The sequence below is a fragment of the Filomicrobium sp. genome (assembly GCF_025698805.1).
Taxonomy (GTDB): domain Bacteria; phylum Pseudomonadota; class Alphaproteobacteria; order Rhizobiales; family Hyphomicrobiaceae; genus Filomicrobium; species Filomicrobium insigne.
In genome coordinates this window covers 20,783-36,665 of sequence record NZ_JAILWT010000004.1, presented here as the reverse complement: position 1 = coordinate 36,665, position 15,883 = coordinate 20,783, and the positions used below count along the sequence as shown (strand labels likewise).

Annotated in this window: 16 protein-coding genes and 1 tRNA gene; 8 read left to right on the top strand and 9 right to left on the bottom strand. The window is 57.8% G+C overall.

The window, feature by feature from the left end:
* Positions 1-130: 130 nt before the first annotated feature.
* Positions 131-586 (bottom strand): Hsp20 family protein, encoded by a 456-nt coding sequence (locus K5845_RS11165; RefSeq protein WP_287959000.1) that lies wholly within the window; start codon positions 584-586, stop codon positions 131-133.
* A 363-nt stretch (positions 587-949) separates the two neighbouring features.
* Between K5845_RS11165 and K5845_RS11160 the strand changes: the two genes are divergently transcribed.
* On the top strand, positions 950-1,408 hold the full coding sequence (locus K5845_RS11160) for a hypothetical protein (RefSeq protein ID WP_287958999.1): 459 nt from the start codon (positions 950-952) through the stop codon (positions 1,406-1,408).
* A 28-nt stretch (positions 1,409-1,436) separates the two neighbouring features.
* On the opposite strand, the gene K5845_RS11155 is transcribed toward K5845_RS11160, so the two are convergent.
* The 3 genes from K5845_RS11155 to K5845_RS11145 all read right to left on the bottom strand — a co-directional run bounded on the left by K5845_RS11155 (position 1,437) and on the right by K5845_RS11145 (position 5,117).
* Positions 1,437-2,396 carry an alpha/beta hydrolase gene (locus tag K5845_RS11155; RefSeq protein ID WP_046478281.1) on the bottom strand — a complete coding sequence of 320 codons (960 nt, stop codon included), beginning with the start codon at positions 2,394-2,396 and terminating at the stop codon, positions 1,437-1,439.
* 111 nt (positions 2,397-2,507) lie between these two features.
* On the bottom strand, positions 2,508-3,332 hold the full coding sequence (gene hisN, locus K5845_RS11150; protein WP_244464899.1) for a histidinol-phosphatase: 825 nt from the start codon (positions 3,330-3,332) through the stop codon (positions 2,508-2,510).
* Between the two features lie 885 nt (positions 3,333-4,217).
* Positions 4,218-5,117: an N-formylglutamate amidohydrolase gene (locus K5845_RS11145; RefSeq protein ID WP_052743858.1), complete on the bottom strand. Its 900-nt coding sequence runs from the start codon at positions 5,115-5,117 to the stop codon at positions 4,218-4,220.
* 399 nt (positions 5,118-5,516) lie between these two features.
* Between K5845_RS11145 and cpdR the strand changes: the two genes are divergently transcribed.
* From cpdR to K5845_RS11125, 4 genes are all read left to right on the top strand, one after another.
* Complete coding sequence (cpdR, locus tag K5845_RS11140; protein ID WP_046480271.1) at positions 5,517-5,876, top strand: cell cycle two-component system response regulator CpdR; 360 nt, start codon at positions 5,517-5,519, stop codon at positions 5,874-5,876.
* A 115-nt stretch (positions 5,877-5,991) separates the two neighbouring features.
* Positions 5,992-6,066: transfer RNA gene (locus K5845_RS11135), tRNA-Val, on the top strand.
* Between the two features lie 236 nt (positions 6,067-6,302).
* Positions 6,303-6,428 carry a type B 50S ribosomal protein L36 gene (ykgO, locus tag K5845_RS11130; protein ID WP_076605315.1) on the top strand — a complete coding sequence of 42 codons (126 nt, stop codon included), beginning with the start codon at positions 6,303-6,305 and terminating at the stop codon, positions 6,426-6,428.
* A 98-nt stretch (positions 6,429-6,526) separates the two neighbouring features.
* Entirely contained in the window at positions 6,527-7,186 is a 660-nt protein-coding gene (locus K5845_RS11125; RefSeq protein WP_052743859.1) for a tetratricopeptide repeat protein, read from the top strand.
* Between the two features lie 99 nt (positions 7,187-7,285).
* Here K5845_RS11125 and pyk read toward each other — a convergent pair whose 3' ends face one another.
* The 3 genes from pyk to K5845_RS11110 form a co-directional block, all read right to left on the bottom strand.
* Complete coding sequence (pyk, locus tag K5845_RS11120; protein ID WP_046478284.1) at positions 7,286-8,731, bottom strand: pyruvate kinase; 1,446 nt, start codon at positions 8,729-8,731, stop codon at positions 7,286-7,288.
* Complete coding sequence (locus K5845_RS11115) at positions 8,728-9,198, bottom strand: DUF1036 domain-containing protein (RefSeq protein WP_046478285.1); 471 nt, start codon at positions 9,196-9,198, stop codon at positions 8,728-8,730. Before K5845_RS11115 ends, pyk begins: the two co-directional genes overlap by 4 nt.
* An 82-nt stretch (positions 9,199-9,280) precedes the next feature.
* Complete coding sequence (locus tag K5845_RS11110) at positions 9,281-10,576, bottom strand: glycerate kinase type-2 family protein (protein ID WP_287958998.1); 1,296 nt, start codon at positions 10,574-10,576, stop codon at positions 9,281-9,283.
* Between the two features lie 185 nt (positions 10,577-10,761).
* Between K5845_RS11110 and K5845_RS11105 the strand changes: the two genes are divergently transcribed.
* Complete coding sequence (locus tag K5845_RS11105) at positions 10,762-11,082, top strand: DUF1244 domain-containing protein (RefSeq protein ID WP_046478287.1); 321 nt, start codon at positions 10,762-10,764, stop codon at positions 11,080-11,082.
* 195 nt (positions 11,083-11,277) lie between these two features.
* Positions 11,278-11,571 (top strand): DUF2312 domain-containing protein, encoded by a 294-nt coding sequence (locus K5845_RS11100; RefSeq protein WP_046478288.1) that lies wholly within the window; start codon positions 11,278-11,280, stop codon positions 11,569-11,571.
* Positions 11,572-11,784: 213 nt separating this feature from the next.
* On the opposite strand, the gene K5845_RS11095 is transcribed toward K5845_RS11100, so the two are convergent.
* Positions 11,785-13,290, bottom strand: a complete 1,506-nt coding sequence (locus K5845_RS11095) for a catalase (RefSeq protein WP_046478289.1) — start codon at positions 13,288-13,290, stop codon at positions 11,785-11,787.
* Between the two features lie 91 nt (positions 13,291-13,381).
* On the opposite strand from K5845_RS11095, the gene K5845_RS11090 reads away from it, so the two are divergent.
* A complete protein-coding gene (locus K5845_RS11090; protein WP_046478290.1) occupies positions 13,382-14,332 on the top strand; it encodes a hydrogen peroxide-inducible genes activator in 951 nt (316 codons plus the stop codon).
* Between the two features lie 49 nt (positions 14,333-14,381).
* On the opposite strand, the gene K5845_RS11085 is transcribed toward K5845_RS11090, so the two are convergent.
* Positions 14,382-15,758 carry a peptidoglycan L,D-endopeptidase MepK gene (locus K5845_RS11085; RefSeq protein ID WP_287958997.1) on the bottom strand — a complete coding sequence of 459 codons (1,377 nt, stop codon included), beginning with the start codon at positions 15,756-15,758 and terminating at the stop codon, positions 14,382-14,384.
* Positions 15,759-15,883 lie beyond the last annotated feature (125 nt).

Here is a 15,883-nt window from a genome sequence, read left to right as displayed (position 1 = left end):
CCCAAACTTTCCGGACGCGCTGTGCCCACCGGCATTGGGCTAAGGCCGTTTACGATAAAAAAAATCGGCCGCCACTGATGACGGTGGCGGCCGAGTTGGGAAGATAGGGGAACGAACGGAAGAACCAGATTTAGGCGTGAGCCTCAATCTGCTTTGCGGTGTCACCGGTATTGCCATCCGATATGCTGACGGTACGCGGCTTCATCCGCTCCGGCAGATTGCGGACAAGGTCAACGTGCAGCATGCCATCCTTCAGATCGGCCCCGGTGACCTCAACATGGTCAGCAACCTGGAAACGGCGCTCAAAGGACCGGGCGGCGATGCCGCGATGTAGGAATTGTCGTTCTGTACTCTCCGCAGCCTTTTGGCCACGCACACTAAGCGTCTGTTCCTTGACCTCCACTTCCAATTCATCGCGCGTAAAGCCGGCGACCGCCATCGAGATGCGGTACTCATTCTCGGCGAGACGTTCGATGTTGTAAGGGGGGTACCCGCTGTCCTCTCCGGAAACCTGGTCTAGCAACTGTGCGAGCCGGTCAAAGCCAACGGTAGAACGATAAAGAGACGGAAAATCGATGTGTCGCATGACATATCCTCCTGAAGAAGCGACATGTGAACTCCCGGCCGCATTTGCTTTTGCCGGCCGGAGACATAACCGTGCACACCCAACAAGCGGCGAGCGCACGAGCTTGATTTAGGAGGCCATACGCCCCTTTCAAGAGGGGTGAAGCACACATGCCTCTCTTTCCTGAGATTTAACCCAGGGCACTGTTTTCATTGAAATTATACGGATGCGATCCCGGGTAAGCCGTGTTACGGTCAACGCTTCTGTAGACGGATTTGATGGGGCTGTTTGCAGTTAGTCCGGGCTATAGTCCGGAGAGTTTGGCGGATGGAGCGCTAAGGGGCCCGGGGGGACGCGCGCCGCAGTTTATGGAGTGACCCGAACATGACGCACTTAACGCGTTTCTTCCTCCCGCCCGTGATGTTGGCCGCTGCCGCGGTGGGCACCGTGCCAGCCACTGCCGCAGACTTATATGATGGTGGTGAGCGCAGGCCGTACGCTTACGAAGATCAGCGCTATCGTGAGATCTATGAGTACCCGCCGCCTAGAGCTCAAGTTCGCCATTACGAGGAGCGAGAGGAGCGGCACTACCGCGTGCGCGAGCGCTATGTCAGCGAGCCAGCGCCCTGTCTGAGCCCTCAAGAGATCGAGCGGGTGCTGTATGAGGATGGCTGGCACGACATCGAAGATGTCGAGTTCGAGGGCCGGTTCATGCAGCTGGAGGCCCGGCGCGTGGACACTGATCGAGAGTTTGATTTGGTGCTCGACGCCTGCTCAGGAAACATCGTCGATGCGAAACCCGAAGACCGCCGTTGGGCTCGGCGGCATGGCTCTCGCTACTAAGATCTCATGAGTGGCGAGCGCTGCGCTATCAGGCAGCGGCGCTCGCCACTCCAAGATATGCATCAAAGGCAGCCCAGAATTTCTGACGGAAGCGGTCTTGCTCCTGCAAAATCTCATGACGTGATCCGGCAATGAGAATATGGCTGCCCATCTTCAGCCGCACGCCAAGCTCCTCGATAGCCCGAGTTGAGACAACGGTGTCTTCACCGGCCGCAAACATCAAAATCGGAAGATTAATCCGCCGAATGTAATCTGGGTTGGAGATTTTGGCGCAAGAGCGCAAAGCAGCGCGCAGCCAGCCGTTGGTGGGAGAGCCGAGCCCAAGCTGCGGAGCAACTTCGATGATAGCTTTGTTGCGCGACCACCGCTCCCGGTCCGAGGTCAGCGGATTGCCTTCAAACCTCTCCGTTCCGACGATCGCGTCGCTGCCGCCGTAGATATATGATGTCGAAAGGCCAGCCAGCACGCTGAGTTCGGCATAAAGGCGTACCAATCGGCGCCTGTGGCGTAGTTCTTCCTCTGAAATGGCAATCATGGGCGCGGCAAGGACCATCCGCTCGAACCACGAACCCTGCATGCTCGCCATACGCATCATGACGTTGCCACCCATGGAATGAGCCAACGCGATGTAAGGCGGTGGACAGTCCGGCAGCACAACATCCTTCATGAACCGCAGAACATCTCTTTCATATTCGGAAAAGTCGTTGATATGGCCCTTCCTGAAATTGTCGAGGCTGCGATAGGAAGCGCCTTGGCCACGCCAATCGAAGGTCGCGACGGCAAAGCCGCGGCGCCGGAGATCGGCAACCGTCTCGAAGTACTTCTCTATGAATTCGCTACGGCCATGGAATAGGCAAACAGTGCCACGTCGCGGCCCTTGGGTCGCGTCCCAGCGGGCAAAGCGCAGGGGCTGTCCGTCATATCCCCGAAAGGCGCCGACGACGGGACCGCTTGGGACCGGGTTCTTTGCTTGGGACTTAAGCTCCATCCTGCCCTCGCGGATTGCCACGCTGTGATTCGGGATCGCCGAGCGCCACCTTATGACATGGAGTTTGTGTGAGCCACGTGGCGTTGAATCCAGAGCCCAGCGTTGGAGCGGTCAGCGCGACAATAGGGCCACGGCTTCTGCATGCACTTTTGCATCTCCGGCAGCGACAATGTTGCCGCCGTTGCTGGCTGGGTCACCCGCCCACGTCGTGATCACCCCGCCGGCCCTTTCTATGATCGGAATAAGTGCGGCGATATCGTGCGGTTTCAGCCCCGCCTCGACAACGAGATCGCAATGACCTGCCGCCAGCATCGCATAGGCGTAGCAGTCTCCCCCGAAACGAGTCATGCGGACTTCAGACTTGATCCGTCCAAAACCATCGGCCTCTTCTCCGGGGGCAAACAGGTCTGGGTGCGTGGTGGAGAGTACTGCGGTTCCCAGTCCGCCGCAGGCCCTCGTTCTCAGTTCGCCGGTCGTCCCGTCGCCATAGCGAAAGTGTGCCGCGTCCTTCGTGGACCAAAAGCGTTCTTTGGTGAACGGCTGATCCATGAGGCCCAGGTAGGGCATGTCGTCATGCATAAGTCCGATCAGCATGCCCCACATTGGCCAACCCATAATGAAGGCGCGGGTGCCATCGATCGGATCTATAACCCAGCGAAATCGCGCCTCGATGCCTGTGTCGGCAAACTCTTCTCCGATAACCCCGTGGCTCGCAAAGCGCCGGGAGATTTCCTGGCGCATCACCTCTTCCGCTGCCCGATCGGCGGCCGTCACAGGGTCAAAATCGCTCTCGCTCGCCTTGTTGTCGATCGACATAGGGGTACGGAAATACTGGAGGGTGAGCGGAGCAGCGAGGTCCGCAAGGCTATGCGCACAGGCTAGTAATTCCAGAAATTCATCTGGGGAGGGTGCAGTAGAGTGTGTTGTTATGGGCACAGCGATAAAGTACCTGTGGATGAAGCTAGAGGAGGTGAAAGCGGATTAGGCGCTATATCGGTGCTTGCGTAGCCGGAAAGTCTACGAAAGTCACCAGGATGATCGGATTTGCTCATACGCAACGGCGGAGTGGCTCAACGGCAACGAAATCCTGCGTGTTAGGCAAAGATGGAATGACCGAATTGCGCGATCCCACGAATAAGCGCATAACAGCATGCAACGGCAAGCTGAACTTTTTCGCATCTGCCGTTTTTGCCCGCTTCGGGTGCTTCCTCCCTAGACTTGGGCCGCTGCGGCGTCGCACGGCCCCTTTTACGCTGCGTATAGCCTGTTTAATTGGCTTGGATCGCGTAGGCGGAAGCTGATCGCTTCTTAAACCTTATAAATTTCAGCCTGCGGCAATTCGGCCCGACTTTATCGTCAGCGATCGAGCTTGGCAGCGATAGCTAGCACCTTGCAGACGTTCAAAAACGCCCCATATCTCAAAGCGCTCAAGGCGTTTCGTGACACTGCGGTTCATTGATGAGCTTTACCGGTCACGAGATGCCCGCGCTCCGCAGGGCAGCAATGCAAAAAAGGCGCTTGATTGTTGTGCGGTGCAGCGCTATTTGTGCAATGCGACATCGATGACATATGCTCTCGATGCCGCAGCCCTCCTTGGGCGTTTCCTCCCTAGACTTGGGCCGTTCGTTTTCGAGCGGCCCCTTTTCTTTTTGGGGCGGACATCGACGCTACGGCGCAACCCAAAGCCGACAAAGCGCACTAAACCCGGGTGATTTCAGAAAATTACTGCTCGCTGGTATGCCAACGCGCTGGCGTAGGCAGACTTATGCGTGCCGTCTGAGTTCTGATGTTGCGCTGCAGCATGTTATTGCCGCGGTGCAGTTATTCGGCCGCCTGCCGGCTTTCGAGGAGGAGCGGCAACGCAAAGAGAAGCCGCGACGTCACCACCTCGAGATCCCGACGCAAGGCTTCGAATCCGCTCGTGGGCGATAGCTTCGCCTCGTCGCAATAAAGGCCGCGATTGATCTCTATCTGCAACGCATGAGAGCGCTGCAACGGTTGGCCGTAGTGTTCGGTAATGAACCCGCCGGCATAAGGCCGATTGATCTGTACGTTATACCCAAGGTTGGCAAATGTTTCCTTGGTAAAGGCCGTGATACGACCGTCACAAGACGCGCCAAAGCGGTCGCCAAGAACGATGTCCGGTCGGCGTCCAGAGACGGCTGTCATCGAAGAAGACGGCATTGAATGGCAATCAATCAGGATTGAGTGCCCAAACTTTTCCCGCGCATCGTCGATAAGGCCGTTCAATGCACGGTGAAATGGCTTGTACAATCTTTCGATCCGCTCAAGCCCTGCGGCGAGCGACATCCGCTGTGCATAGATCTCTTCGCCGTCAGCGACGATACGTGCGATAGTGCCCAGCCCGCCGACAACCCGTGTTGACTGGCAGTTGGCATAATCGGGTACGGGTTCGGTAAACAGGTACGGATCAAGCTCATACGGCTCACGGTTAACGTCCAGATACGCACGCGGGAACCGCGCAGCGATCAGCGGCGCACCATGCCGGGGGACCCCAGCAAACAACTCATCGACATAGTAATCTTCGGACTTGCGTAATGCGTGAGGGCTGAGCCGCGACTGCCGCAGGAAGTTGCGCGGATACACGCGCCCCGAGTGCGGTGAGCAAAATACGAACGGCGAATTCAGTTCCTGCGGCGGATCAATAGTGAATGCAGGCGTCAATTCGGCCAGAATTGCGTTCCGTTCGTTTGCGGGCATCGTAGGCGTAATTCCGTGTTGTTCGATTGAAGCAGGGTGGCGGGTTGCGGCCGCCCACACTCTGCCAACGCCATTGCGGTATGTCTATGCTCGTTGAGCCCGCTGGGCAAAGCTATGCACGTTCAAGTGTCTTTACCGTGCCACGCTCGTCGCGGAAGTGTCTCCGCCTCAACCTTACCTTTACCAAACTCGCGACAAGTTGGCAGGTAACGCGCTATTGGTTCTGAATGCGAGACGCTGTGGACATTTCCCGATGCCGGGAAAAATGCGAGCTGCGTGGCCGTAATTTCGACCGATGGCGGGTATGGACTGTCGCCTGTCCGAGCATCGGATGCCTCACAAACGTAGCAGATTAGTCTGGTAAAATCGAACATGACCGCCAAGCCATCGCGCCTTCCCCTGAGCCGCATTCTTCTCGCTGAAGACGATGACTCTATGCGGGGCTTTCTCGAACGCGCATTGACGAAAGCCGGCTACGACGTCGCCTCATTCGCAAACGGCGCCGAGGCGTATGAGCGTTTGAAGGAAGAGCCATTCTCTCTGCTGCTGACCGATATCGTGATGCCGCACATGGATGGGATCGAGCTGGCCCGCCGTGCCAGTGAACTGGATCCCGACCTAAAAATTATGTTCATCACGGGCTTTGCTGCCGTCACGCTGAATAATGCAGCGGATGCGCTTGAGGATGCCCGCGTCCTCTCCAAGCCGTTCCATCTCAAAGACCTGGTCACGCAGGTCGAGACGCTGTTGGAGGCTTGATCTTTCTTCGGCTGCGATCTCAGATCTATTTGCCGCCATCGAAATGTCTATGATTGGCTTGCCTCCCGGCCGCAATGTCGATATAGGAGGCCTTCCTCAGGCGCCGAGCGCCAACGGGCACTTAGCTCAGCGGTAGAGCACTACCTTGACATGGTAGGGGTCAGAGGTTCGATCCCTCTAGTGCCCACCATCCCAACCGCGGCCAACAGTAGGGCGGCACGAAGCAACCGAGGCGGTAACAGCCGTCCGGAAAGCATTGCCACTGTTGACATATGCGCTGGGATGAATAGGGTCGCGCAATCTTTCGAAAGGGCGCGCGGCTGACTACACCGCATCGGTTGATGTATCGGTGCGGCGGTCCTTTCCTGATGGCCCCGTAGTAAGGCCATATCGAAGAGCAGCTTTTATAAATATACCGGTGTCACCATGAAGGTCCGCAATTCTCTGAAATCGCTTCGCTCGCGTCATCGCGACAACCGTCTTGTTCGCCGTAAGGGTAAGCTTTACGTGATCAACAAGACGCAGCGTCGGTTCAAGGCGCGTCAGGGCTAAGCCACTGATCTCCTGCATGTCGCGCGAGCTAGATTTCGCGTATACGCTGGCGAGAAGCCGGCGCGATTAAGGCTGAAATATCAGCTTTGACATCGCGCATGGCGCAAGCCTATCGTGGCGGGATGCATATCAAAACCTCCACATTCTTCGCGGTGATCCTGCTCGCCTTTTCAGGCGTTACAGCCTCGGCGCAGGAGCTCGCGCAAGATCAGCCCAAAGCTGAGAAGCCTTATTTCAAGCAGGTCCGTGAAGGGCTGCCAAAGACGCCGGCTGACCGCGCGAAGGTTTTAGCAAACCTCTACGCCCATTTGGCAGCCGCGCCGGATGCGCAGTCGGCCTCGATGATAACCGAAACCATCGAACAGGTATGGTCGCTGTCCTACAGCGATACCATCGCCGTGCTCATGGATCGTTCCGTAAAGGCGATGGCGGAAAAGAACAGCGGCCTTGCCTTGAAGCTGCTCGACGCGGTTGTGGATTTGGCTCCGGACTATGCGGAAGGGTGGAATCGGCGCGCCATCGTCTATTACGCCAACAACGATTACATGCGAGCGCTGGGAGACTTGCGCCGGGTGCTGGCTTTGGATCCCAACCACTACAAGGCGCTTGATGGGCTCGCCCAGATTCTTCGGGAACTGGATCGAGATAAGCAGGCCTTGCAGGCCTATCGTCAGATTATGAGCATCAATCCCTACTGGCCCGGTGCCAGTGATGCTGTGAAAGAGCTTGAGCGTGAAGTCGAGGGGCAGGGAATTTAAGCGGGCGCCCCGTTAGTCTCCACTGAAAGAAAATGCGGCCGTGGGAGCTTCCATCTCCACGGCCGCATTCATGTCGCCGATTAGGACGCGTGCAAGGGATTACCCTTTAGCCATCGGCTCACCATCCTCATTGATGTATGCGATGCGGATCATGTTCGTGGTGCCCGGCGTCCCCAGCGGTACGCCGCCCGTGATCAGCACACCTTCTCCAGGCTTTGCAAAGCCCTGACTGAATGCGATCTGACACGCCTTGCGCGTCATGTCTGACGTCGTATCCGGATCAGCATCGAGCACAATGGAGTGCAGCCCCCAAACGACGGATAGCTGATGCGCCGTTTCTGGCACAGGCGTCAATGCGATCACCGGCAAATTCGGACGTTCGCGCGCGACCCGCCGGGCTGTCGAGCCCGTTGCGGTGTAGCAGACGATCGCTGCGAGCTGCACCGTGTTGGCGATGGCGTGTGCGGCCGCAGCGATGGCGTCCGCCGCGGTTGGCTGTGGTTCGGTTTGCCAAGCGTAGAGGATCGCCTGATAGCCCTTATCGTTTTCGACCTCGACGGCAATCCGATTCATCATCTCGATTGCTTCGACCGGGTACTTGCCGACGGCAGACTCCGCCGAGAGCATGACGGCATCTGCGCCCTCGAACACGGCCGTTGCCACGTCGGACACCTCGGCACGCGTTGGGACCGGCGAGGAGATCATGCTCTCCAGCATCTGCGTCGCGATTACGACGGGCTTACCCGCGGCGCGAGCCTTGCGGGTGATCTTCTTCTGTAGGCCGGGCACCTTCTCGATCGGCATCTCGACGCCGAGATCGCCACGGGCCACCATGAAGCCGTCAGCGGCAGCGATGATAGCGTTGAGGTCGTCGATGGCCTGAGGCTTCTCGACTTTGACCATGACCGAAGCGCGCCCGGCGACGATCTCGTTTGCTTCCTCGACATCGACACCGCGTTGCACGAACGACAATGCCACCCAATCGACACCAAGCTGCAAAGCAAAATCGAGATCCAGACGATCTTTGTCCGTCAGCGGACCGACAGGGAGAAGCGTATCAGGAAGAGAAATGCCTTTACGGCTGGCCAGCATGCCGCCGACAAGCACTTCCGCGACGATTTTGTCGTCGCTGGCTTTGTCGACGCGCATCCTGAGTTTGCCGTCGTCTAGGAGCAGCGTGTGTCCGGCTTCGACAGCTTCGAAAATCTGAGGATGCGGCAGGTAGACCTGATCCGCCTTCCCGGGGCTCTCGTAGCGCAGAAATGTGAATGTTGAGCCTGGCTCCAGCTTCACGCGTTCATCTTGGAAAGCGCCTAGGCGGAACTTGGGACCCTGTAAGTCGGCAAGAATACCTATTGGGAAGCTGTGTTTTGCCGATAGTTCGCGAATCCGCAGATGCAGCTCGCGCGCCAACTCATGGCTGGCATGGCTCATGTTGATACGAAAGACATCGACGCCGGCCTGAAATAGCTTTTCAAGCATTTGCGGTGATGAAGACGCCGGTCCTACAGTGGCAACCAGCTTTACACGTCTATTGCGCCTCATTCCCCCTCCGCTTCCGGATCGGCCAGACGGATCGTCCATTCTTTTGCCTCTCCGGTGTCCACCTCAAAGAATCCTGTCCGCTTGTAGCCTCGGCTACGACAATTCTGCACGCCGCGAATCGCAAACGATTTGTCGTGCGTACACATGAAGTGCTTGCCGACCCAAGCGCCACCGCGATCGTAGTCGACCGCATGCACATACACAAAGCGGCTCGGCACTGCACCTCTGAGCAGTGTCTCACATGTTTGCGACGCTATGTTCCACCATCCTTCGGTGGTCCAGCCCGTGTCATCTTGGTAGCCGACAGCAACGCCTACGCGGCTCGTTGTCCCGTTACAGAGTTTGAGATCCGCGCGCGCTGCGCTGCTTATGCTGCCAAGGGCCACCATGGCAACAGCTAAGATCACCAGCCATCGCGCAGAGCGCGGCACACGAAAACGGACCGATCCCTCATATGACACAGTCATAGGTCCCCGCGGACACCAATCGAAAAGCGCTGTCTCCGCCGCAAAGCGGCGGAGTAAAAGGCAGGTCGCAGCCGCGCCGGTCTCAGGGCTCGACAAGTATCACGCGAAAATCGTTCACGTTCGTCTGGGTCGGGCCGCACAAAATGAGATCGTCGGTCGTGCGAAAGAAGCCTGTAGAGTCGTTGTTCTGCAGAAAGGTGACCGGATCGAGGTCTTTCGCTTTAGCGCGTGCTAGAATATCGGGCAAAACCAGGGCACCCGCCGGGTCATCTGCTGAGCCGACGCCACCGTCAGTGCCATCGGTATCTGCCGCGAGGCCGGCTATTCCTTCTGCGCCATTGAGGGCGGCGGCCAACCCCAGAGCATATTCTTGGTTGGGCCCGCCTTTACCGTTGCCCCGTACCGTGACCGTCAGTTCGCCACCCGACATGAGCGCTAGGCGTTCGCCACGGCGTTTCGCATCCATAGCCATTTCCGCGTGAAAACGCGCGACGTCGCGTGCCTCGCCTTCCAGCGAGTCGCCAAGGATATCGACGCGGAATCCCTGGTCACGCGCAAGGGCTGCGGCTGCTTCTAGCGAAGCCTTGGGAGCCGCCACAAGAATGTATTCCGAGCGCGACAATGCCTTGTCGTTTGGCTTGGGTGTTTCATTGGCAGGATCGTTTAACGCCGCCATGACCTGAGGGGACGGCGTAATCCGATAATGTTCGATAACCGCCCTTGCCTGAGCCAGGGTGGTCTTGTCCGCGACAGTCGGCCCCGAACCGATAGCGTCCGGATCGTCCTTGGGAACGTCGGAGATGGCCAGCGTGATGAAACGTGCTGGATAGGCTGCAGCAGCAAGTCGTCCGCCCTTGATGCGCGAGAGGTGCTTACGGACGCAGTTGATTTCTGAAATCCGGGCCCCCGAGGCCAAGAGCTGCTTTGTCAGCATTTGCTTGGCTTCGAAATCGATTCCATCGACAGGAGCCGACCAGAGTGCAGAGGCGCCGCCGGAAAGCAGACACAACACGAGATCGTTCGGCCCGGCACTCTTTGCCAGCTCCATGGCGCGCTTGGCGCCGGCTACGCTGTTGGCGTCAGGTACCGGGTGTCCAGCTTCGACAACTTCGATGGCATTCGTGGGTAGGCCGTACCCGTGCCGCGTTACAACAAAACCACTGACGCGATCGATCTGTCCCTTGGCCTCGTAATGCCGTTCCGTGGCTTGCGCCATGGCGGCAGCGGCTTTGCCAGCTCCTACAACTATTATGCGGCCGCCTTCAGGAACTTCTGGAAGATGTGGTGGAACGCAAGCATGTGGATGCGCGGCCTTAACGGCGATATCGAACAGCTGCATGAGAAACGCCCGCGTGTCGCGGACGGGACTGGCGGCCATGGGCGGTCCTTCGTGTTAGCGTTTAGTCGAATTGCCGGGCTGGTTTGCGGGATCGGCGCGAGGCCGTCAAGTCGCTCCGCCGCTGTCCGCGTCTTGGCCGCAGGCCGCACCCTCGTTATCCTGATATCCAGCAAGCACCATAACCATATCTAGAAGTGCGAAATCATAACAAGGAAAACGGATTAATGACCGACCGCTCGCAAGAATTCGACGACAAAACCCGCACCGAGCTGGAAGCTGCTGCATTTCGCCGCTTGGTCAGCCATCTCCGCACACGCGCCGATGTCCAGAATATCGATCTCATGAACCTTGCTGGCTTTTGCCGTAACTGCCTGTCCAATTGGTATATGGAGGCGGCAAGCAATCACGGGATTACGTTGAGTAAGGACGAGGCGCGAGAGATCATCTACGGCGAACCCTACAAGCAGTGGCAGGCCAAACATCAAATCGAGGCCTCTTCAGACCAGAAGGCCGCTTTCGAGCAAAACCGCCCGAAGGACCACTGATTTTATTCTGGACCCCTCGAAACCTTTGGATGGTTTTCAACTGCGCCTTGATAGCGCCGCCAGCCCCCGTTAGCGTGAAGTCATGCGCCAGAAGAGAGGGTTTTTGGCAGCAAGCACCGTGCCGCTTCGGCGGGGCGGTGCATTGACCTCCAGTACATCGCGTTCATCGTTTAAGCATTCAGTGGGGTTTGAGCCATGACAACGCTGCAAGCGTCGTCGCAGGCGCAATTGCGCCAGTTCATCGAACAGATCGAGCGGCTTGAAGAAGAGAAAAAGGCCATCGCTGGCGACATCAAGGACAAGTTCCTAGAGGCCAAGGCGACGGGGTTCGATGTCAAAGCAATGCGCAAGATTATATCTCTGCGTAAGAAATCGAAGACCGAGCGCCAGGAAGAGGATGGCATCCTCGAAGTCTACATGCATGCTCTAGGAATGCTCGATGAGTTGCCTTCCGATGAAGCTGTAGACGCCTTGATGGCCGCCGAATAGGCCGGGTGCCTGCGGCCTGAGCCTGATTCGGTTCAGCTTCCGCGACCAAACCGATTTCCGCCTGCAACAGGTGCGACCGCTGGGAAAATAGTCCAGCCGGTGAGCGTCTGTGCGGGCCGTTTGCGGCTGACATGGCGTAGCAGCGGCAAAAAGAATTAGGGCACCCCAACCAACAGTTGGAGCGCCCCATAATTCTAAGCCATAAGCCTCAGATTACTCTGCGGCTTCCTGTGGCGTGGCGTCCGTCACAGGAATAGCGTTGGGATCATACCCTTCGCCAGCGGCTTCAAGCGCCTTCCGTACGCCTGCACCGTATTCAGGATGGATTTGGTCGAAGAGGCGGCACTGCCGCTCCTTGATGACTGGTGGAACGCCGCCCATCGCAGCTGCGATGTTGCTGAATAGACGTGCGCGCTGACCGGCATCGAAGAGTTCGAACAGCGCGCGTGGCTGCGAGAAGTCATCATTGCCGATGCGGTGATTATAACGGTCGCCATCGCCAGAGATCTTGAGCGGCGGTTCATTCACGGAAGGATCTTCCGTTGGACCGTTGAAGCTGTTCGGCTCGTAGTAGACGTCCGGATTGCCCGTATCATTGGGGAAGAAGCGCATCGCCCCATCCTTGTGATAGTGGTGAACCGGGCACTTCGGAGCGTTGACCGGAAGCGCCTCGTAGTGCGTACCAAGACGGTAGCGGTGCGCGTCCGCATACGAGAAGATTCGCGCCTGCAGCATCTTATCTGGGGAATACGAAATGCCCGGAACGACGTTCGAAGGCGAGAACGCTGCCATTTCGATCTCCGCGAAATAGTTATCTGCGTTCCGGTTGAGTTCGAGTTCACCAACCTCAATGAGCGGATAGTCCCCGTGCGGCCAGACCTTGGTCAGGTCAAACGGATTGTAGGACGTCTTCTCAGCATCCGTTTCCGGCATGATCTGCACGCACACGCGCCACTTCGGGAACTCGCCGCGCTCGATGGCGCCGAACAGTTCCTCCTGATAGCTCTCGCGGGTTTTACCGATCAGAGCTTCAGCTTCAGCGTTGGTGTAGTGCTTGTGGCCCTGCAGGGTCTTGAAGTGGAACTTCACCCAGAATCGTTCGCCGTCATTGTTCCAGAAGCTGTAGGTATGGCTGCCGTAACCGTTCATGTACATCGGAGCGACTGGGATACCGCGGTCCGACATCAGGATCGTCACCTGATGAAGGCTTTCGGGTGACAACGACCAGAAATCCCACATGGCGGTGGGTGACCGGAGGTTGGTTTTGGGGTGGCGTTTCTGCGTGTGGATGAAGTCAGGGAACTTCAACGGGTCACGGACGAAGAAGACAGGCGTGTTGTTGCCGACGAGGTCCCAGTTACCTTCCTCTGTGTAAAATTTCAGGGCAAAACCGCGAACGTCGCGCTCGGCGTCTGCCGCGCCCAACTCACCGGCAACCGTTGAGAAGCGGGCAATCATCGGGGTTTTTTGCCCGACCTTCGAGAACAGCTTGGCGCGCGTGTACTTGGAAATGTCGTGCGTGACTGTGAGCGTACCATGGGCCCCCCAACCCTTGGCGTGCACGACGCGCTCAGGAATCCGCTCCCGGTTCTGATGCGCAAGCTTTTCAATAAGCTGGTAGTCCTGCAGCAGCACCGGGCCACGTGCACCAGCAGTCATGGAATTTTGATTGTCCGCCACTGGCGCGCCAGCGGAGGTCGTTAGGGTCTTTTTGGTCATGACTACCTCTCAAGTTAGAACGCCTTCAAACTAGACACTTGTTTAGATAAGTTCTAATATGAAGTTGTGGCCGAGGCTATCAGGTTGGCTTATGATCAACATTACCTTGAAACAGTTGCGCTACTTCGATGCGTTGGCGCGCGAGCTGCATTTCGGGCGCGCCGCTGAGGCATGTTCCGTCACCCAACCTGCGCTCTCCATGCAGATTCAGGAGCTTGAGAATAACCTTGGCCTCACGCTTCTTGAGCGGACGAGATCAGGTGTTCAGCTCACCAAACACGGCGTTGAAATCGCCGCGCGCGCTGCACGGATTCTCGCGGATACTCGCGAACTCATTGAGGTGGCACAACACGGCGATCAAGTGCTTACCGGTGAATTGAGATTGGGCGTCATCCCCTCCGTGGCGCCGTATTTGTTGCCGCCCGTCTTGCCGGCTTTGCGCGAGAGCTATCCCGACCTGACTTTGGCAGTCCGCGAGACACAGACACACACACTTTTGCAGGAACTCGTCGACGGCAAGCTCGACGTTTTGCTGCTCGCATTACCCGTCAAGCATGCCGATATCGAGACGATGGATTTGGTCGAAGATCGGTTCGTCCTGGCGCTGCCTGCGGGCCGCGAGCTGTCAGGGCGCGTGCGTGCTACGCCAGACTTCGTCGAACAGCAGCGTCTCTTGTTGCTGGAGGAAGGGCATTGCCTTCGTGATCAGGCACTGACCTACTGTAACCTGCAGCAAGTCCGGAAGATCAATACTTTTGGAGCTTCCAGTCTGGCCACAATTGTTGAGCTGGTCGCCGCCGGATATGGCATCACGCTGCTCCCTGAGATTAGCCTCGGCATTGAAACGCGCGGGCGCTCACTTAAGCTGATGCGCTTCGTCGAACCCGAACCGAGCCGGACGCTTGGATTGGTTTGGCGCGCGACATCGCCACGCAAGCAGGATTTCATCGAACTCGGCGAAATCGTGAAGAAGTCGGCGACGCAATTGCTGGAAGCTGCAGGGACATTCGTGCCAAAGGGCAAGGGCAACGAGGCAGCCTAAACACCCCCGATATGCATCCAGGGCGCAAGCTCGCGCCGCATGTCTTCCTTTATCTCATAGAGGTTTGAACACGTCTGTTCTCAAGGCCGCCGCGACCGATAGTGGTTGGGGACCCACCGGGAGCGGGTGTGAACTGTTGAGTCCAGAGAAGTTCCGCAATGCCCCCACCGGGAGTGAAGCGCATAGGTAAGGCGCTGATCTCATCGCTTACGAACTCAAGAGTCGCCGAGACGTCGGGATGCTGCATTTGAGCCAAAGCCGGATCGTCTGCTGATTCTGATGCCGTAAGAAACGGAGCAAGCGGGAACGGTCGGTAGAACAACTCGTCCGGATGCTCCTCATCGTAAGCCGGCGCGGTCACCCAGCCGTTGCTCCAACCAAAGCGACTGTCGGCGTGTCGAGCTGTTTCGTCCTGAGGCTTCGCTGGCGCGCGTGCCAACGCGGCCCCCGCCGGCTCCTTTTTACCCATCGCACTGAACAATCCCATCAAAGGATTGACGGACGCGCGCGCTACGAGATCGGCGAGCTGCCGGCGGTCGGCTTCATCAGGACCAGACCGAAAGTGCGAGGGTCGCTCTGCCAATCTTGGCGCTGGGGGCGCAATAGGACCCAGAGACGCCACCTGGTAGGGCCGCGTCGGCATCTCAGGCGTATCGTGTTGATGAGCTTGTACGTTTGCGTTCCAGCCATTGGCCACGAGCACCGGAGCCGGGGCATGGGGCCGCGCGCGGAAATCGTGAAAGGCTGCTATTTGCGTCGCGAGTGCAGGTTCTTTCTTCCGCGCAATTTGCACATCGGATTTTGTAATCTCGTGCCCGTCGGCCGGTACGTGTTTTGAGTGTCCATTGGGGAACAAGAGCGCGAGTTCATAGCGCGGCATGCGCGGCCAATGCCGAACCCGACCAGTATCGACGTGTACAAACGGAATTGCCGAAGTGGGGTAATATCCCACGCCACCCTTTTCACGCACGAGCGCCGAATAACGCAACTTCTTCAGGGGGACGTCCGGGAAATGCACGTCCGCGGCCATGCCAAGGATGTGTCGGCTCTTCTTCGCCTGGCCACCCCGAGTTTGGCGAAGCATCTTGTTGGTTTTTTCAGACCGGTAACCGGAGATGATGTGGATCGGCTTCGTGGCGCCAAGTTCGGTTTTTAATTCCCAGAGGATATCGATCAACTCTGGGTCCATCTTGGTGGCCTCGTCGCGGCGCCAATCCCGCAACATCCAATTGATCTTGGTCATGGCTTCCGGAATGCGCTTGCCATCGCGCATATAGACGATGTCGAGCGTTTCCTTGGTGTGAATATTGTACAGCGCGATCCGCCGCTCATCCTTTCGGTCAGCCAGCAGATGCGTGCTTGCGAGACCGGCTAAGGCCAGAACGCCAAGCAAGCAAGTCGCGCGCAGTCTCAAGCTGAATTGCACGAGTAAATTTGCCCCGTCGATTTTCGACGTCGCGCCCCCGTTCGCCCCCTAGCGAAGTCAAGGTCCACCGGAATTGTGCCGGTGGGCGAAGCGTCGTCTCCCGAATACCGGCAAATTAACGATTA